General features: G+C 67.1%; 15 protein-coding genes and 2 pseudogenes. 13 read left to right on the top strand and 4 right to left on the bottom strand.

Annotation, left to right across the window (positions count from 1 at the left end; genetic code table 11):
* The 3 genes from IG62_RS47460 to IG62_RS45470 all read left to right on the top strand — a co-directional run.
* Positions 1 to 259, top strand: a 259-nt coding sequence (locus IG62_RS47460; protein ID WP_158795146.1) for a hypothetical protein, incomplete at its 5' end; no start/stop codon positions are given.
* Positions 260 to 267: 8 nt separating this feature from the next.
* Complete coding sequence (locus IG62_RS45475) at positions 268 to 936, top strand: SdpA family antimicrobial peptide system protein (protein WP_324604660.1); 669 nt, start codon at positions 268 to 270, stop codon at positions 934 to 936.
* Positions 930 to 1,910, top strand: coding sequence for a sporulation-delaying protein SdpB family protein (locus IG62_RS45470; RefSeq protein ID WP_078872344.1), 981 nt, complete (start codon positions 930 to 932; stop codon positions 1,908 to 1,910). The genes IG62_RS45475 and IG62_RS45470 overlap by 7 nt, the downstream gene beginning before the upstream one ends.
* Here the strand turns inward: IG62_RS45470 and IG62_RS45465 are convergent.
* On the bottom strand, positions 1,793 to 2,185 hold the full coding sequence (locus IG62_RS45465) for a GntR family transcriptional regulator (RefSeq protein ID WP_158795145.1): 393 nt from the start codon (positions 2,183 to 2,185) through the stop codon (positions 1,793 to 1,795). The genes IG62_RS45470 and IG62_RS45465 overlap by 118 nt on opposite strands.
* A gap of 321 nt (positions 2,186 to 2,506) precedes the next feature.
* Between IG62_RS45465 and IG62_RS50300 the strand changes: the two are divergent.
* The 6 genes and pseudogenes from IG62_RS50300 to IG62_RS45450 form a co-directional block, all read left to right on the top strand.
* A pseudogene (locus IG62_RS50300) lies at positions 2,507 to 2,902 on the top strand (helix-turn-helix domain-containing protein); the annotation flags it as partial.
* Positions 2,903 to 2,913: 11 nt separating this feature from the next.
* Positions 2,914 to 3,312, top strand: a complete 399-nt coding sequence (locus IG62_RS42500) for a hypothetical protein (protein ID WP_234326812.1) — start codon at positions 2,914 to 2,916, stop codon at positions 3,310 to 3,312.
* A gap of 46 nt (positions 3,313 to 3,358) precedes the next feature.
* Positions 3,359 to 4,339 (top strand): TRM11 family SAM-dependent methyltransferase, encoded by a 981-nt coding sequence (locus IG62_RS0130780; protein WP_030810672.1) that lies wholly within the window; start codon positions 3,359 to 3,361, stop codon positions 4,337 to 4,339.
* Positions 4,340 to 4,730: 391 nt separating this feature from the next.
* Complete coding sequence (locus tag IG62_RS0130775) at positions 4,731 to 4,913, top strand: helix-turn-helix domain-containing protein (RefSeq protein ID WP_030810669.1); 183 nt, start codon at positions 4,731 to 4,733, stop codon at positions 4,911 to 4,913.
* Positions 4,914 to 4,953: 40 nt separating this feature from the next.
* On the top strand, positions 4,954 to 5,613 hold the full coding sequence (locus IG62_RS45455; RefSeq protein WP_078872343.1) for a phage integrase central domain-containing protein: 660 nt from the start codon (positions 4,954 to 4,956) through the stop codon (positions 5,611 to 5,613).
* Positions 5,519 to 6,133, top strand: coding sequence for a site-specific integrase (locus IG62_RS45450; protein WP_078872342.1), 615 nt, complete (start codon positions 5,519 to 5,521; stop codon positions 6,131 to 6,133). Before IG62_RS45455 ends, IG62_RS45450 begins: the two co-directional genes overlap by 95 nt.
* Here IG62_RS45450 and IG62_RS0130765 read toward each other — a convergent pair.
* Complete coding sequence (locus tag IG62_RS0130765) at positions 6,049 to 6,966, bottom strand: HNH endonuclease family protein (protein WP_078872341.1); 918 nt, start codon at positions 6,964 to 6,966, stop codon at positions 6,049 to 6,051. The two genes, IG62_RS45450 and IG62_RS0130765, sit on opposite strands and share 85 nt — an antisense overlap.
* Before the next feature lie 120 nt (positions 6,967 to 7,086).
* Positions 7,087 to 8,001, bottom strand: a complete 915-nt coding sequence (locus IG62_RS0130760) for a DUF262 domain-containing protein (protein ID WP_030810662.1) — start codon at positions 7,999 to 8,001, stop codon at positions 7,087 to 7,089.
* Between the two features lie 256 nt (positions 8,002 to 8,257).
* On the opposite strand from IG62_RS0130760, the gene IG62_RS0130755 reads away from it, so the two are divergent.
* From IG62_RS0130755 to IG62_RS0130745, 3 genes are all read left to right on the top strand, one after another.
* On the top strand, positions 8,258 to 9,457 hold the full coding sequence (locus tag IG62_RS0130755) for a serine/threonine-protein kinase (protein ID WP_030810659.1): 1,200 nt from the start codon (positions 8,258 to 8,260) through the stop codon (positions 9,455 to 9,457).
* Positions 9,458 to 9,561: 104 nt separating this feature from the next.
* Complete coding sequence (locus tag IG62_RS0130750) at positions 9,562 to 12,594, top strand: SNF2-related protein (RefSeq protein ID WP_078872340.1); 3,033 nt, start codon at positions 9,562 to 9,564, stop codon at positions 12,592 to 12,594.
* A gap of 1 nt (position 12,595) precedes the next feature.
* Positions 12,596 to 18,166, top strand: a complete 5,571-nt coding sequence (locus tag IG62_RS0130745; protein ID WP_030810653.1) for a DNA methyltransferase — start codon at positions 12,596 to 12,598, stop codon at positions 18,164 to 18,166.
* 49 nt (positions 18,167 to 18,215) lie between these two features.
* Here the strand turns inward: IG62_RS0130745 and IG62_RS0130740 are convergent, their stop codons facing one another.
* The gene (locus tag IG62_RS0130740) at positions 18,216 to 18,404 is read right to left on the bottom strand and encodes a DUF397 domain-containing protein (protein ID WP_030810650.1); all 189 of its coding nucleotides are present in this window, start codon (positions 18,402 to 18,404) and stop codon (positions 18,216 to 18,218) included.
* 22 nt (positions 18,405 to 18,426) lie between these two features.
* On the opposite strand from IG62_RS0130740, the pseudogene IG62_RS47455 reads away from it, so the two are divergent.
* Positions 18,427 to 18,510: pseudogene (locus tag IG62_RS47455) on the top strand (ATP-binding protein); the annotation flags it as partial.
* Positions 18,511 to 18,550 lie beyond the last annotated feature (40 nt).

Genomic DNA, 18,550 nt, shown 5'->3' with positions numbered 1-18,550 from the left:
CACGGTGGAGCAGGGACTGGACACGGCCGGAAAGAAACTGAGGAACCTGGCCAAGAACAACAAAGACATCGACCTAGGTGCTGGCAGAGGACTCTGCGCTGTCCTTGTAGTAGTGGCCGCGACCGCCGTGACAACCGCGGTCACTGTTACATCGGTAGTAGTTAAATCGAAGGCGACGTTCTGGGTATCGCCAGCCGGCAGTTCGATGGGCAAGGACGAGGTGGTGGCGGATCTGGCGAAGCAACTGCGCATCTCCTGAACTTCCCCGTGAGCGCAAAGCGGGCCTCCGAACGGTGGTCCGCTTCCCACCTGATCGATGATGAGTGGAGTAATACTGTGATTGGGGTAGATCGCAGGAGATGGAGCCTGCCTTTGAGGAGTGGCCGACAGCGTAGTGTTTCAGTACCTCGTTCGTGGATTTTGATCAGCTGCACATTCTGGGCCTTGGTCGTTCTGTACGTGGCACAAACCCATCTCCCTAAGAATGTCTTGGAGCTACCCGGCCAGGAAGAGGCGACTCCCGCCATTAGGTCTCTCGCGGCGCAGGGATGGAGTTTTTTCACGAAGTCACCACGGGACGTCGAGTTATTTCCTTACGTGTTGCACAACGGAGAATGGAAAAGCGCCTCACTAGCTCCCCACTCGGAGCCGCGAAATGCGTTCGGTCTGAACCGGCGATCTCGTTCGCAAGGAATCGAGATTGCGCTTCTAATGACTAAAGCATCGAAAACATCTTCGAGGAAGTGTGAAAGCTCACTGGGCGATTGTTTGCACTCCGCCTTGCCAAAGGTGAAAATTTCCAACCCCTCACCTGATCCGACTCTGTGCGGAACGATCGCCATCGTGCAGCAAAAGCCAGTTCCATGGGCGTGGCGCGATTTAATGACCGAGCGACATTTTCCGACGCAGGTGACTTCCTGGGAGGTCGTATGCTGACCCACCGAATTCCCGTCCCATGGACGAATGTGTACGGCCTCGCCAGAACACTTATGGCTCTTGGAACCGCTGCCACACTGGCCCTGAGCAGCACAACAACGCTATTCCGTCCAGTTGCGACTTTAGGTGATTATCCCACATGTAAAGGAATTTCCTCTGCAGGCGCCTTCTGTCTTGTACCTGAAGATCACATCGGATGGGTTCAGTGGCTGTGTGTCAGTTTTCTGATACTTGCTGCTTCCGGATGGCGGCCCCAGCTTACTGCCCTGCCGCACGCCTACATCAATTTTAGCGTCTTCACCGGCATCGCCATCGGCGACGGAGGAGACCAACTAGCAGCGAACCTTTCCTTGCTCCTCGTACTTACTGCGCTGGGCGATCGCCGCAAGTGGCACTGGGATGTCGCGGCGGAAGCGCCAGTCACGTCAAGTACTACTCGTGTTTGGGCGCTTATCGGAGTCACTTCCCTGGCCGTGGCACGGCTGCAGATGTGCTTCGTATACTTCCAGGCATCCATCGCGAAGTTGCCACACGCTGAATGGGCGGATGGCTCCGCTATGTATTACTGGATGAACGATTCCGCCTTCGGCGCCCCTGGATGGCTACGCCCCTTAGTAGAGCCCCTCGTAAGTAACCCAATGGGTGTCGCGATACTGACATGGGTGCCCCTGGCTATCGAAATTTCCCTCGCTGCCGCATTGTTACTTCCCCAGCAGATTCGATGGATTTTACTCGCCGCGGGAGTAACCTTCCACCTATCGATCGCCCTCATCATGGGCCTGTGGAGTTTCGCCCTATCTATGTGGGGCGGACTTGTCCTGCTATGTATGCCGTTGGGGGGAACCATTCGTCGACGTTACTCACCAACCCGAAAGTTAGAAGAATCTGGCGAGCCCTCGGACAAGCAAGATCGCACAAGCTCAACAGTTTCATCCGAAGACAATCCCATTTCCCTTGCCAAAACGGTTAGGTGACGGCATATCTGCAACAGGTCTGCTCGTTTCTCAGACGCGTTGGATGCCACCACTGCTCCGCGCCCCCGGCGCAGGTCAATCAGACCGTCCCTCCGAAGTAACTGGTACCCCCGTAGCACAGTGTGCATGTTGACGCCGAGCGACTCAGCCAACTCTCGGGCGGCAGGCAACCGGTCACCTATTTGCAAAGATCCCTCGACAAGAGCCCGGCGTATCGCTGAAGCGATCTGGTCAGCAATCGGTTGAGCGGTGTTCGGATCGATCTGTATCCGCACGCCAATCTCCGTCTCTCCGGTTCGCAACGCAGGTCGGCTGCCTGCCCTGTCTATCGACTGCAGCGATCATGTCGCCACAACTGTGCCATCCGACGCTGAGTGGGCAGTGCAGAATGAGCCAGCCCCGCTCGCTCCAGTGCCTAGTTGTATTGACCTGGAGGATTGTTAACGCGACTGATGGGTGGCTTGCCTCCGAGTGCGGTGTGGCACCTGTGATGGTTGTAGCTGTGCAGGAAGGTGGCCAGTGCGGCGGTTCGGTGAAGGTCTGGCACCTGGCTTGCCTAAAGCGTGTTGCAGAAGGCCGCGGTGCAGGCATTTTCCCTGACGAGTGGGGCGTTGAGGCTGAAGTCGTTGTGGGTTGAGACGTTCACAGGTCTGCGGTGCGGCAGTTTCAGTGGCTGTTGAAGTCGTGCGGGAGCGTGGCGGCGATGGCCTGGTGGCGGGCAGCCGTGGTGCTTGCCGCTGGCGGGCCGTGTGCTTCTGGGGCCGTCCGCTATCGCACGAACTTGCGATGCGTCAGCTCGCGCCGCTCTTTGGCTCTGAATCCGCGACGGTCTGCCGGGTCATCCAGCGACTGCGGCCCCTCCTGGCCATCGAACCGGTCCATCAGCACGCGGACGCAGTGGAAATACTGTGGTCGTGGAGGGCACCCTGATTCCCGTCCGGGACCGCGGGGACGGCTCCTCAAGTCGTAGCTACCGGTTCTCAGCAATCGTGCCGGACCAGGCATGGACGCCCGCACCCCCGCCCTCACCTACGCCGACGGCACGCCCCGCACGCTGTCCCTGCTGCTCGCCGAACTCCACCCCAACGCCCTCCCGGCTCCCACCGGCAACCCAATGGGCGGGGCCAGCGAGATGCCCGGAGCCATGGAAGACGGCTGGCCCGGCTTCTTCCACCGGGCCCACCGCCTCCTGCCCGCCGACGGCCTCCTGCTCCTGGTCACCCGCCAACGCCGGGACGACGGCATCCTCACCGACCCGCTCGGCTCTCTCATCGCCTGCGCCCGCACCGCCGGGTTCCGCTACCTCCAGCACGTCGTCGTCGCCCACGCCCACCCCGCCGACGACCGTCTCGTCCCGCTCCTCCCGCCGACGCCAGCCCCGGCGTCATCCACAGCGACCTGATCGCCCTCACCGCAATCCACCACACGTGAACGCGAGGAGCCCAGTCGTGACGCTTCCCCTCTCGGTGTGGAACACCGCCCCCACCTCAGCTCCCGCCCAGCGCAAGGGCCGCTACGTTCCCGGTTCGGCCGCCCACCCGGCCAAAATGCTCCCGGCCATCGCCGCGCACGCCATCAAGACCTACACACAACCCGGCGACCTTGTCCTCGACCCGATGTGCGGCATCGGCACCACCCTCGTCGAAGCCCTCCACCTCGGCCGCAATGCCCTCGGCATCGAATACGAACCGAAGTGGGCCACCCTCGCCTCACTCAACGCACGCTCCGCCGCACAACAAAGCAGCACCGGCACCGGCACCGTCCGCTGCGGCGACGCCCGCCACCTCATCGACCTCGCCCCCACTCATACCCGCGGCGAAGTGGCACTCGTAGTCACCTCACCCCCCTACGGGCCCAGCGTCCACGGCCAGGTCCGCTCCACCCGGGACACCGGCGAACGCGGCGTCGTCAAGAAGCACTTCCGCTACGGCCACGACCGCTCCAACCTTGCCCACGTCTCCACCACCCACCTCCTGGAGGCGTTCACCCAGATCCTCACCCAGTGCAGAACCATGCTGCGCCCCGGCGGCACCGCGGTGGTCACCACCCGCCCCTGGCGCGAACGCGGCGAACTCATCGATCTGCCCTCCGCCGTCCTCGCCGCCGGCAAAGCCGCCGGCCTCACCCCCGCCGAACGCTGCGTCGCCCTCCTCACGGGCATCCGCGAGAGCCAGCTCGTTTCCCGCCCGTCTTTCTTCCAGATGAAGAACGTCCGCGAGGCCCGCCGCCAGGGCATCCCCCTGTCAGTGATCCAGCATGAGGACGTCCTGATCTTCACCCGGCCGGGACAACACGACGCACCCACCACGACGACGCAGCACTGCCGCGGCGCAACGGTGCGCGGGTCCAGAACTGACCACACCTCGCCCTCCACCGCAGCCGTCCGATCCCGCACCTGCGCCCCGAGGGACGGCCGTGGCGGTCACTGATCGTCCACTCGGCAGCCCGTTCTCCGGTGCCAGCGGCCTGGGCCTCAGGGCCCAGGCCGCACCCGTCACCCGGCACGCGGAGACCACCCCGCACGCCGCTACGGCCCCATCCCCTCCCCGCCACTTGCCCCCCCAGCGATGTCATCACGGCACTCAACTCAGGTTGGTTCAGAATGCCCGCAGCCTCCTCTCCCTCTGCGCCGGAACCCACCCCTTCGCCACAGGCAAAGACACACGACCGCGGGCTTGACGACGCCCCCGATACCGAGCGTCCATGGTCGACGCCCGGCACGGCAGCCGGGCCGGCACGGCCGGCACCTCGCCATACGCCGCCACCCGGAGAACCGAGAACGCGGGAAGAACCCCGGTTCTCGTACGAGGCGGTGCGCCCATGACGCGAGGCGGAAGCAACCGGCTGCTAACCGTGGAAGAGGTCGCGGCGTGGCTCAGGGTCAGCGAGGCCACCGTCAGGAACAAGTACCGCGCCTGGGGCATCAAACCCCAGAAGGTCGGACGCCTCCTGCGGTTCCGCGAGCGTGACATCGCCAACTACCTGGAGGAGCACTACGGGTGAGGCCGGGTGCCCGAAGCGAGCGAGCAAGGAGTCAGGCTCGATGGCCACCGTCTATCAGAGGTGCAAGAACGACAAACGCAACGTGAACTACCCCTGCGAGAAGTCCCGATGCGGGCACCCGTGGACGGTCCGCTACCGCGAACCGGGCGGCGCTGAACGGCAGCCCAGCTTCGAGAAGAAGTCTCAAGCCGACGCATTCGCCGACAGATTGCAGCACGATAAGTACCAGGGCCTCTACCTCGACCCCAAACGCGGAGAGATCACCCTGCGCACCTACGCCAAGGAGTGGCTTGAGCGCCAGGTCATCAGCGACTCCACCTACCGCAACTACGAAAGCTTCCTGCGGATTCATCTACTCCCTTGCCTGGGCGACAAGACGATCGCGGGTGTGGAGCGAAAGGACATCGAGGCTTTCGTCGCGGCGCTGGGGAAGAAGCTCGCCGCGAGTACCGTGTGCGACCGCATGAAGATGGTCACCAGCCTCTTCCAAACCGCGATCAAGGAGAAGAGACGGGCGGATGACCCAACTCAGGACATGAAACTGCCCCGCAGCGACGCACGCGGTCGACGAGGACGACATCCCGACCTTGTACGAGGTCGATCTCATGGCCAAGCAGATTTCCCCCCAGTACCGCCTGACCGTGTACCTGCAGGCCGGGGCGGGCCTGCGCATCAGCGAGACCCTGGCCTTCACCCCTAACTGTGTCCGCTCCGACTTCCTGCGCGTGCGCCGACAGGTCAGCTCGAAGGCGCACCGCGACGACTGTAAGACCCGCTTCATCCCGCTTAAGCACCGAGCCGAGGGGGAGTACCGGGACGTTCCCCTACCGACCTTCCTCTCCGAGGAAATCGATATGCACCTACGGGAGTGGGGAACGGTGATGACGGCGGGGATGGACGTCCTGTTCACCCCGCGCGACCGGGGCAAGGGCGCCATGCCCACGGCGAACACCTACGCCTACCACTTCAGGAAGGCACTGAAGGCCGCGGGCATCGTCAAGCCGGACGGGAGCCCGAAGTACACGCCGCACGGTCTGCGCCACTTCTTCGCCTCCACCGCCCTCGCCCACGGCATCCCCATCCACGAGGTCTCCCGCTGGCTGGGCCACAAATCGATCAAGACCACCGTAGACGTCTACGGCCATCTCGTCCCCGCCTCCTGGGACCGCTGCCGGACCGTGATGCAGACCGCACTACGCCCCGGATCGCCCACGGCCTGATCGGGCACGAACGGACTCAACTTGTCGTCGCAGTCGGCGGGCAATGGCGCTGCGAGTAGATCGTCAGCGTGCGGCCAGACGTTCAAGGACAGTGAGCCAAGGTAGGAACCACGTGCGCGGATCCGGTGCTCGTCCCAGGTGGTGGCCCACTCGCTGATGTCGGTATTCGGTGGTGCGCTGAGCAGGGTGCCGTGGGTGAGACGCAGCAGGCTGTGCGCGCTGAGCCATTGCCGCTTGTCCTCCCATGCCATGTTTCCCAGGGTGGGGTTCAGGCGGGCGGTGACCAGGGTCAGGTTGCCGAGAGTGTGGACCAGTTCGTCGCGGTCGGAGCCTTCGGACTGATCGTTTTCGAGGGGCGGCCAGTTATCGCGCCAGCTCTGCGGCATGACATGCTCGATAGTCAACTTCGCGCCCACCTGCTGGCCGAGGGGGACGACGAGTTGTTCGGTGTGGTCGGTGCGAAGCTCGTCTTCCAGCGCTTCCAGGAGGATGCGTACGCCGCGGCGGTACAGACGGGTGTAGATGGGGTCTTGTTCCAACGAGGCACGGAACTCATGGTCGCTCGGCCAATGGCGGTGGGCTCCTTGCATCGCCGAGAGGGCTTCGATAACCGCTTCGTCTGCGTGGTCGGGCTGCCGGGCTGCAGCTGCGACCAGGTCACGGAAGACGTTGTTGTGGTCGCGGTTGCTGAGATTGAGCAACGCCCGGCGAACGAGGTAGCTGTCGATAGCGCGGATCGCCCGTAGACGACGCTCCAGTGGCAGCACGGTCTCGTCCAGGCCGTAGAGGAGAAGAAGCAGGGGCATCGGAGTGGAGGTCTGAAGGACCTTCATCCGGTACAGGAAACGGCCCTCGACGCCGTGCTGCGGGTAATCGTCGATCAGGTCATAGATCTCGGCATATCGCGCCAGTTCGGCGAAGACGTCCTCCGTAGGGACGGCCGCCGAGAGCAGTCAGCGCTCGAACTCCTTGAACAGGGTGGAGGAGGTGAACTCCCGCTGTGTTCGCATAGTGAGCCAATACGTCAGGAACACGTCGAGGCGGCTTCGCGTAATGCGGCCAGTCGTCTGCTCCGTGCGCCATTCGTCCTGGTCGAAGGGCGCCCAGTACGTTTTGTAGAGCCGGTCGACGTCTACTCCGGCACGTTCCGCATTACGGAATAGAAGGTTCTTGATCAGATCCGCGTGCTCCAACGGTGTACCGCGGCTGTTCAGCGTCTCGAAGACGACCTGCGCGTCGTCGTGCTCTTCCAGGTCGATGATGACCAGACGCAGCTGTTCCCGCAGGGTCTGCACCAGCGTCCCCAGCCGCTCCTCAGGTTCGGCGGCTTCTGCCAGCCAGGCATCGATCTCCTGCTGAAAGTAGGTGACGGCTTCGGCGAGCCGTCCTGCCCCGCCCTGACCGAGCATGACGGTGCGGAACTCGTCGCGGTCCGCGTTGGTCGGCCACACCTTGTAGAGGTGATCGGGGTGCTGGGCGCGGTCGAACAGATCCTCGTCGTTCTCCAGGAACTTGCTCAGCAGCCGCACGGACCGCTCGTGGTTGAGAGCCGCCGCCGACAGACGGGCCGCGAACAGGAACAACTGCAGAGTTGTCAGACGCTGCTGGCCGTCAATGACCTGCCGAGTCTCCAGACTTGACGACAGGTACGGCGTCTCGTCGAAGACAACCGCGCCGAGAAAGTGCGGAGCCGCCGTATCGCCGGTCAGGGCCGCCTGCTCGGCCCGCTCGACGGTGCGGCGAATGTCCTCCCACAGAGCTGACCAGTTGTCGTCCCGGTTCCACACGTACGGCCTCTGGAACAGCGGCACCGTGTAACGGATGTCCCTGCCGAAGATCCGACGCAGGTCGACTGTGTCTGCTCTCATGGATCGAGGTCCCCTCTTCGCTCTGCGGTTAACACCGTAGCGATCACCACCACAGTCGGCTGGCCTGATGCATGAAATTCGGTGGCAAGACAGCAGAGGGCACAAACGGAGAACGGAGTGCCGTCGAGTCTCCCGCCGGGTGTCTTGGTGACATAAGCGGTGCAAGGAGAATCCGGGCCTTGCATACACTGATTCCGGTCCAGCTCGGCTCTGGTCCGCAGCGGCGCGTACAGGCCACAAGGGGAGGCACAGCACTGTGGAACCACTGAGCGACGAGGACCCGAAGGAGATCGGGGGCTTTGCCCTCGTCTGCCGGATTGGGGCCGGCGGCATGGGGCAGGTGTTTCTCGGCGAGTCCGCAGCCGGCCATCAGGCTGCCGTGAAAGTCATCAAGCCCTCCGTCCTAGACGAGGACACCCGCGCGCGCTTTCTGTCCGAAGTGGACAGCCTGCGCACCGTATACGGGCCGTTCGTCGCGGCTTTCGTCGGAGCCGACGCAGACGCGGACCAGCCCTGGCTCGCCGTGGAATACGTCCCCGGTCCGGATCTGCGCACTTTCATCACCGAGCACGGCCCCCTGCCGCTCGCCGAGACCGCCAGCCTCGGTGCGCTGCTGGCGGAGGGCCTCGGCACGGTGCACGACGCGGGGCTGCTTCACCGTGACCTGAAGCCGCAGAACATCCTGCTGTCCCCCTACGGGCCCAAGGTGATCGACTTCGGTCTTGCCGTTCTCGCGGAGCGGCGCACCACGCTGACGGCAACCGGTTTTGTCGTCGGCAGCGTGCTGTGCATGCCGCCGGAGCAGGCCCGGGGCGAACATCAGCTGGGCCGGGCGGCCGACGTCTACGCGCTAGGTGCGGTGCTGTTGTTCGCCGCGACCGGACACTACCCCTACGAGGGGCCGACCTGGCAGGCCGTCGCTCTGCAGATCGAAGACCCGACGACTCCGCCCGACCTGACGGGCCTGTCCCCGGAGCTCGAACCCCTGATCACGGACATGCTCGCACTCGGCCCCGGCGCTCGGCCGACTCTGCCCGAGGTCATCGAGCGCCTTGTGCGCGTCATCCACGATCAGGGCCTGACCGCTCTCCAGGCCAAGCGCCGTCTCACAGACCTGACACCCGAGATCGTCGTTCCCCAGCTCCCCGCACCGGGCGTCGAGCTCGTGCCTGGTGTCGGCATTCCCCCTTACACGCCCACGGCCGTCGATGTGGCGGCGGTGGAGGACGATGAGCAGGCGGGCGCGTCGGTATCGGCCGGCTCCGGGGAGCACGCCGTTGACGACGAGTTTGGCAGGGAATCCCGGAGCACCGGTTCCACCGCACTGCAGGACATAGTCCCCGGACCGGGTGGAAACCCGGCCCGGGGCGACAGGGCCACCGGCGTCCGCCCCTCGGCACCCCTGCGGATCGCCGAGCGGATCCGCGCCGCGTATGCACGCGAGGCACGCTTCTGAGCTGCTCGGGTTCGCTTGCCGAGGCCCGAGCGGCCCACTTCGCCTCCGTGACAGACTTGCGGTCGCAGGACCGCGCGACGAACGGGAAGAGGAAGGGGCCGCGGGTGACCGACCAGGGGGCGACGCAGAACGGAACACGGTTCCCGCCGGGGGCGCAGATCCTCGTACGGGACGAGGAGTGGCTGGTCCGCAACACCACCACGACTGACCACGACGGGGAGCGGATCGAAGCGGTCGGCGTCTCCGAGTTCGTCCGGGACGAGGAGGCCGTCTTCTTCAGCGGGATCGACTGCGTGGAGCTGCTCGACCCGGAGAAGACCCGCCTGGTCCCCGACACCTCCTCCTACTTCCGGCGCAGCCGCCTGTTCCTCGAAGCCGTCCTGCGCAAGACGCCGCTGCCCCAGTCGGAGCGGGGGCTCGCCCTCGCCGACCGTTTCCTGCTGGACCCGCTCGTTTACCAGCAGCGCCCCGCCGAGCTCGCCCTGTCCATGCGCAACCTCCGTCCGCGGGTGCTGATCGCCGACGTCGTGGGTCTCGGCAAGACGCTGGAGATCGGCCTGACCCTCGCGGAGCTGATCCGCCGCGGCCGGGGCGAGCGCATCCTGATCGTGACCCCGCAGAGCATCCTGGAGCAGTTCCAGCACGAGCTGTGGACCCGGTTCTCGATCCCCCTCGTGCGGCTCGACTCCCTCGGCATCCAGCGCATCCAGCGGGAGATCCCGGCGGGCCGGAACCCGTTCACGCACTACAAGCGCGTGATCATCTCCGTGGACACGCTCAAGAACATCGGCCAGTACCGGCACCACCTGGAGCGCATCCGCTGGGACGCCGTCGTCATTGACGAATCGCACAACCTGATCAACCCCGGCAGCCAGCGCCGCGCCCTCGCCGAGATCCTCGCTCCGCGCACGGACGCCCTGCTGCTCGCCAGCGCCACCCCGCACAACGGTGACAAGCGCTCCTTCGCCGACCTGATCTCGCTGCTGGACCCGGCCGCCATCGCCGACCGCGACCACTACGATCCGGCGGAGGACCTCGGCCATCTCTACATCCGGCGAACCAAGATCAGCCCCGAGGTGCGCGACGAGATGGGCACCGAGTGGCCCGATCGCGGCCCCACCGTCTCCCTGCACTGCGCCGCCACCGAGGCGGAGGAGCGGATCTTCGCCGAGCTGGCCGAGCACTGGCTTCCCGCCCCGCCGACGAGTACGGAGTTCGGGACGGCCGACCAGGACCGTACGTCGGTCGCCACCGAGCAGCTCTTCGCCTACCAGCTGCTCAAGACGTTCCTCTCCTCCCACTTGGCACTCGGGGAGACGGTCGACAAGCGTCTCGCCACCCTCGGTGAACGGGTCAGCAGGGCGGAAAAGAGGGGGCTGCGGCCCGACCCGGGCATCGCCCCGGAGCAGGCAGCCCTGACCCGGCTGCGGGACATCGTCGCCGGCATGGGCGACGGCACCGCCCCCGGTGACTCCGCGAAACTCGACGCGCTCGTCGAGCAGTTGAAGGAGATCGGCGTCGGTCCCCGGTCCACCACCCGGGCCGTGGTCTTCTCCGAACGCGTCCGCACGCTCACCTGGCTGGCTGAGGTCATCCCCGCCCGTCTGGGCTTCCCGGTGGGGGCCGACGGCACGGCGAAGGCCGTCACCGTCATGCACGGCGGCCTCAGCGACGACGAACAGGCCAAGGTCCTGGAGGCGTTCGGCCTCGCCGACAACCCGGTCCGGCTGCTGTTCACCGGGGACGTGGCCTCCGAGGGCGTCAACCTGCACCGCCAGTGCCACCACCTGATCCACTACGACATCCCGTGGTCGCTGATCCGCATCGAGCAGCGCAACGGCCGTATCGACCGGTACGGGCAGAAGCACGAGCCCCAGTTCCGGGCGCTGATCCTGACCTCGGCCGTTCCCGGCGCCAAGGACGACCGCACGGTCGCCGAGAAGCTGCTCCGCCGCGAGGAGGAGGCGCACAAGCTGGACGGCACGGCCGAGGCCGTGTCCGGTCTCTACCGGGCCGAGGAGGAGGAGCGCCGGCTCATCAAGGAGCTGGTCCGGGGCGGCACGGTCGAGGACTTCCTGGAGGCAGGCCCGGCCGACGACACCGCCCTCGCCGACCTGTTCGGCCAGGTGGACACGATCACCGAGCAGGAGCTGCCCGCCCGCGCCGAGCTGATCTCGCTCTTCGAGGGTGACACGGCCGCCTTCGTCGACACCGCCCTCGACGTGGTCTACGAGGAGCGCGCCGAGGACCTGATCGGCCTGTCGTCCGGCACCGACGCCAAGGGCGGCGCGTACTTCTCGCTCTCCCCAGCCAAGGCCCCCGACCTGCTCCACCGCCTCAAGGCCCTGCCACCCTCCTATCTGAAGGAGCAGCGCGTCGCCGAGCGCATGCTGGTCACCTTCGACCGCGCCCTCGCGCAGCGCAAGCTCACCGAGGCCAGGGACAGCAGCACCACCATGTGGCCGGAGGTCTCCTACCTCACCGACATCCACCCGGTGGTGGAGTGGCTGACGGACAAGGTCCTCGTCGAGTTCGGTCCCCAGGAGGCCCCGGTCATCACCACACCCCACGTCGACGGGCCGGTGTTCCTCGTCCAGGGCATCCACTCCAACGCCCTCGGCCGCCCCACGGTGGTGCGCTGGATGGCCGTGACCGGGCTCGGTACCGACGGCGCGGGGACGCCAGAGGTGCGTCCCATGGCGGACGCGCTGCGTGACGCGAAGGTTGGTCCGCGGCTCGCCCGCACCGGCGGGCCGCGTGACCGGGACGGGCTCCAGGCCCTCGTCCCGGCCGCCGTCGCCGCCGCCCGCGCACACCTGGAGGCGGGAAGGGCCCAGTGGGAGGAGCGGATCAGCGAGCCGCTGGCCGCCTACCGCGCCCATGTGGCCCAGTGGCGCACCGAATCCTTGCTGCCCGGCATCACGGGCCGCCGGGAGCGCCTCGTCGAGGAGACCGCCGACGAACTGGCCCGACTGCTGGACCAGTTGCACACCACCGGCCGCCCGTTGCTCCGCGTCCTGGCCGTCCTCGACCGCCCCGGCGACCCGGATGCTCCCGGCCCGGACGACGACACCGGCTCCTCGGGCGGGCCCTTCGCATCCGACGCCCACTCGTCCGACGCCCAGGCGGAGAACTGACGTGACGTACGACTCGCTGGTCAACCACGGCGACTACCTCTCGGCCCACTATCTCGCTGAAGTCCTCCCCAAGGATCTCAAGGCCAAGGACGGCCTTCTCGCTCGCTGGGCCGCCTTCGAGGAGCAGGAACGCCGCCAGCACGCCGACGCCCTCGCCGAGGCCAGGCGCCAGGGACTGGGCCCCGACTCCGTGACCCCGCGCGCCCGTACACCCCGCGAGGGACTGCGCGCCCTGCACGGTCCGTACTTCGCGGGCCGCGCCGCCCTCGCCCAGGACGCGGAAGCGCTCGCCGACCCCGGCGCGCCCGAACCCGAGGGTTGGCGGAAGCGCTTCACCGAGAGCCACCTGGACACCCTGCACGCCCTCGGCTACACCGACGCCCACGAGCAGACCGTCACCGTCCACCGCGCCGACCGGGCGTACACCCTCCAGGTCGCCCACGCCGAACCCGGCCTGTACGCCGTCTCCTGCGGCTGGACCACCGAGCCGGACGCCGCGCTCGACCCGGACGGCGCCGGACGCCTGCTCCACCCGGTGGACCTGGAGACGTCGGCTGCTCCTCTCGAGGACGCCAAGGCCCTCACTGACTTCCTCTTCGCCTGCGACACACCCCCGCGCTACGTCCTCCTGCTCGTCGGAGGCGTCGTCGTCCTCGCCGACCGCCTCGCCTGGCCCGAGGGCCGCTACCTGGCGGCCGACCTCGACGCGGCGCTCAACCGGCGCGACGACCGCCACGGCGGCGAACTCGACACGCTGGCCGTCCTGTTCGGCGCCGACTCGCTGCGTGTGCCCGCCGAGGGCGGCACGGCTCCGCTCGCCGGCTTCCTCGACAAGTCGAGCAAGCACGCCGTCGGCGTCTCCACCGAGCTGCGCGAGGGCCTGCGCCTGAGCGTCGAGTGGATCGCGAACGCGGTCCTGGAGCGCCTACGCGATCCGGAGAACGGCGTCACCCCGGCCGACCTCGACGACCCGGCCCGCCTGGCCAAGGAACTCAGCCGCGAGTCGCTGCGCTACCTGTACCGCATCCTGTTCCTCCTCTACGCGGAGGCTAGCCCCGCCCTCGGCATCCTGCCCTCGGACTACCCCGAGTACGAGCAGGGCTACGGCCTTCAGCGCCTCGGCGACCTCGTCCTGCGCGACCTCGTCGGCGAGCGCTCCCGGCGCGGTTTCCACCTGTACGAGTCGCTGGAGCTGCTCTTCGGCAAGGTCGAGCACGGCCACCGCCGCTACGGCACCGAGTCCGAGGACCTGGCGGCCGAGGCGGCCGCCCGCGAGGCCGCCGAGGCGGAGCGGGAGGCGGACCGGCTGCTCACCGACGGCGCGATCACCCGCGCCGAGCACACCGAGCGCGTTCGCGAGGCCGACCGCACTCGCCGCGCCGCCGCCCGCAGCACGAGCGCGGGCCTGCGCTTCGAGGCCCTGCGCTCCGAGCTGTTCACCAAGGAGGCGGTCCGCCTCATCGCGGACGACCAGATCGAGAACCCCGCTTACCGGGGCGGCGAGGGCGAGAAGCGCCGCCCGTGCCTGGACACCCGGCTGCGCAACGAGACCCTGCACAAGGTGCTGCGCCGCCTGATGCTCACCCAGGGCCGAGGCAGGGAGCGCGGCGGGTTCATCTCGTACGCCCAGCTCGGCATCAACCAGCTCGGCGCGGTGTACGAGGGCCTGATGTCCTACACCGGCTTCATCGCGGAGGAGGAGCTGTACGAGGTCGCCAAGGGGGGGGACCCCTCGGGCGGCAGCTGGATGGTGCCCGCCTCACGCGTCCAGGATTACGCGGACGACGTCTTCGTACAGCGGACGAACCCGGAGACCGGCCGCCGCGAGCGGGTCGTCCACCCCAAGGACACGTTCGTCTACCGCCTGGCCGGCCGCGAGCGCCAGACCTCCGCCTCCTACTACACGCCGAAGTCCCTCACCGAGGTCACGGTCGAACTGGCCCTCAAGCACCGGCTCGACCAGGACGGCACCGTCACCCCGGCCAGGGAACTCCTGGAGTGGAAGATCTGCGAACCGGCCCTCGGCTCGGGCGCGTTCCTCAACGAGGCCATTGACCAGGTCGCCGCCGAGTACCTGCGGCGGCGCGAGCACGAGCTGGGCCGCCGGGTGGACCCCGAGCTGCGGCAGATCGAACTCCAGAAGACCAAGGCGTACATCGCCCTGCACAACGCCTACGGCGTCGACCTCAACGCCACGGCGGTGGAGCTGGCGGAGGTCTCCCTCTGGCTCAACTCCATGCACCCCGGCATGCGGGCCCCCTGGTTCGGCCTGCACCTGCGGCGCGGCAACTCGCTCATCGGCGCGGGCCGGAAGGTCTACAAGGCCGAGGCTTTGACGGGCGGCCAGTGGCTGGCGAAGAAGAACGCCCTCCCGCCGACCGACCTCCCGTTCCGGGAGGGCCCGCTGCCCGAGGGCGCGGTGCACCAGTTCCTGCTGCCCGCGATCGGCTGGGGCGCGGTCGCCGGTGAATCGGAGGCGAAGAAGCTCGCGGCGGACGAGGCCAAGGCGCTGACCACATGGCGCAAGGGCGTGCAGAAGGCACCAAAGGGACCGAAGCCGTTCCAGGAGCGCGGCGACGAGACCGACGAGGCACGGCAGAAGCGTTACGACCGTTGGCGCAAGGCGGCCGAGAAGACCGAGTTGGGCCGCTTGCAGGGCCTGGCCCGCCGCGCCGAGTTCCTGTGGTCACTGGTCGCGATTCGGCTGGAACTCTCCGAACGGACGGTCGCCCGACGCGTCGACGTGTGGGGCGCGGACTGGCTGGAGCAGTCCGCGGAGGCGGAGGACAAGCAGAAGGTCCTCGACGACCTGACCCGGTACGGCACCCCGTACTGGCGGCTGAAGACCGTGATGGACGCGTGGTGCGCGCTGTGGTTCTGGCCGCTGGACAAGGTCGGCGAACTCGACGGCAGCGGTGTGGTGTACGAGACGGGTGGGGCCCTCGTTGACGAGGAGTCGGTGGCGGGGCTGCTGGGCGGGGGGCGCGCGGTGGCCGCCGCGGAGCAGCCGATGGACCCGGTGACGCCGGTGGAGTCGGCCGGCCCCGCTCCCGGCGATCAACTGTGGCAGATGGCCGGACTGTTCGACGACCCCGACGGCGAGCAGCAGGAACTGGGCACGGGCTCCGACTCTGGGGCTAGGCCGAAGCGGAGCACGTCGCGCCCTCGCAGGAGTGGTGGCGGGGAGCAGGAGCGGAAGACCGTCCCGCTCCAGAGCCTCGGCGACTGGCTGGACTTCCTGGAGAGCGTCCTCGGCAAGGTCGACATGCCCGAGAACTCGCTGCTCTCCGGTATCGAGAACCTCAGTCCCGATGAGGCGCTGGAGCTGCTGGCCGATGTCGAGGACCGCCTGGAGGGCTTCCTAGGCATGCGACCGGCCCGACTGCTGCCGTTCCGCTACCCGTGGCTGAACACGGTCGAGGACATCGCCGGCACGACGGAGAAGGACATAAAGGCGGAGGACGGGCACGGCTTCTTCCACTGGGAGCTGCACTTCGCGCATGTGTTCCGGGGGCCGGGGGGAGGGTTCGACCTTCAGGTGGGGAATCCGCCTTGGGTGCGGCCCCGGTGGGAGGAGAACCCGGTTCTCGCCGAGTACGAGCCGTGGTTCATGCTCACCGAGAAGCCGACCAAGGCGGATCGGACGCGGCGCCGTGACCAACTGCTGGAGTCGCGGCGCGCCCGCGCGTATGTGCTCGCCGAGCTCGCGTCGACGAGCGGCATGGGCGAGATGCTGGGTTCGGGCCCTGTGTACCCCCTGCTCGCGGGGACCCAGCCGGACCTGTACCGGGCCTTCATGTGCCAGACGTGGCAGCACATGGCGGCCAAGGGCTCTGTGGGCTTGGTCCACCCGGACTCGCACTTCAGCGGTAAAGAGGAAGGGCGACTGCGTGAGGCCGCTTACACCAGGCTGCGGGTGCACGGCGACTTCGTGAACCAGGGCAACCGATTCTTTCCGCCCCCTGTCGGCCACGCCAGTCACTTCGGCGTGCACGTCTATGGACAGGAAGGCGAGATCGGCTTCGACCATCTGTCCTGGCTCGTTTCCGTGGATGCCCTGCGACTGTCGGCCGAGGATGACGGAACGGCTCCGGACCCTGGGATCAAATACGGCGCGAGCTGGGATGAACGCCCGCATCGAAAGCGGATCGTCCGAGTGGACGAGGCGATGCTCACCTGGTGGCAGAAGCTCACCGGCGACGAGTCACAGCCTGTACGCCAGGCTCGGCTGCTGTCGCCGGTGAGTACGGCGGAGGCGCAGGCGATCGAGGCGCTCGCGGGCTACTCACTGCGGCTCGCGGAGTACGAGCCGCAGATCAGCAGCGGCTACCACGAGAGCGGAGCCAAGGCGGCCGACCTCATCGACTACAACACACCAGACGACTCGGGTGTGGTCCGGCGGCCCGACGACTGGTCCGAGGTGATCCTCAAGGGCCCGCAGATCGGCCTGGCCAACCCCATGTTCAAGCAGCCGAGTCAGGGCAGCGGTGACCTCCTGGGCCTCAACCCGATGACGCTGGCGGACGACGCGGTGCCCGAGTCCGAGTACGTGCACGTCGCCAAGCCCGAGGTGTACCGCGCCGCACAGGATGTGTGGAGCGACGGCAGGACGCTGGAGCAGCTCAAGGAGTCCGAGCGTGAGGTGACGCGGGCGCGGAACACGGCAGCCGGGCGCTTCGGTGTGGCGGCGTCGGACGTCACCGAGGAGCAGCTGGAGGCGGAGCTGTTGCGGCGGCTGCGGAGGCCGTATACGGAGTTCTATCGGGTGGCGTGGCGCGAGTTCATTGCTCCGGATACCGAGCGGAGCTTGTACACGGTGATTGCTCCCCCGGGGCCCGCGCACATCCACGCGATCAGAAGCGCCACGTTGAGCGACTCCCGGACCACTGCTCTTATGGCTGGGTTCTGGTCCGGCATCCCGGTCGACTATCTGCTACGTACTACGCGTGTCAGGCATCTCGATGTCGCACAGGCTCGACGGCTTCCCGTCCCGAGTAGTGACCACCCGCTGGCATCTCCATTGCTTCTCCGAACGTTGAGGCTGAATTGCCTGACCTCCGCCTACGCGGAGTTGTGGGAGGAGCTCTACGAGCCGACCTGGCCCGGCTACGAACCCTGGGTAGTGGAGTGGCCGGATATGCAGTCTCTCCACGCGGTCGGTCCAAGGTGGGAACGGGCAACGCCGCTCCGGAGCGAGCGGGCGCGAAGGGCCGCCCTGGTGGAGATCGACGCCTTGGTCGCTGTTTGGCTCGGGGTGAGTGCAGACGCGCTCGTGGCCATGTACAAGTCCCGGTTCCCGATCATGCAGGACTTCGACGCCGTCACTTGGTTCGACGCGAATGAGCGCAAGATCGCCGGTGGCCGTCACACGTTCGGCTTCGGCCAGACCAAGGAGCACTACGAGCACTTCGTCGCCTACCAGAAGAAGGAGCGGCACGAGCCGCCCGAGGGCTACACCGCCCCCTTCTACAAGGCTGACCGCGAGAAGGAGATGCGCGAGGCACATGCCCACTTCTCCGCGCGGCTTCAGGAAGCCGTCGACAAGGGCACATGGACGCCGCCTGCCCGGTGAAAGACAGAGCCCGCACCGGAGTTCCGGCGCGGGGCGTTCGCCGTGAAGGTCAGCCCTGGGCGGCGTAAGTGATGAAGTCGCTCCACGCGGCGGGGGAGAGGGTGAGCTCGGGGCTCCGCTGGTCCTTGGAGTCCCGGATGTGGATCGTCTGCGTGCCCGTCGCCACCTCGACGCAGGCGTCACCGTCGGAACCGCTGTAGCTGCTCTTGAACCAGGCTCGTTCGTCGGTGCTGCTCATAGCGCTCCTCGCAGTTGCTTCAGCAGCGCTCGCCCACCGGTGGGCCGTCCTCGACCGCGTCCCCGTCGGCAAGACGGTCGTCGCCGAGCTGGAGCTACGAGGGTGACGGCGCCGACAGCCCCGGACGATCTCGCTGACAGGCCACG

The sequence above is a fragment of the Streptomyces sp. NRRL S-337 genome (assembly GCF_000720175.1).
GTDB classification, from domain to species: Bacteria; Actinomycetota; Actinomycetes; order Streptomycetales; family Streptomycetaceae; genus Streptomyces; species Streptomyces siderophoricus.
The sequence above is the reverse complement of the archived record's forward strand: the minus strand, read 5'-3'. Positions and strand labels throughout refer to the sequence as shown.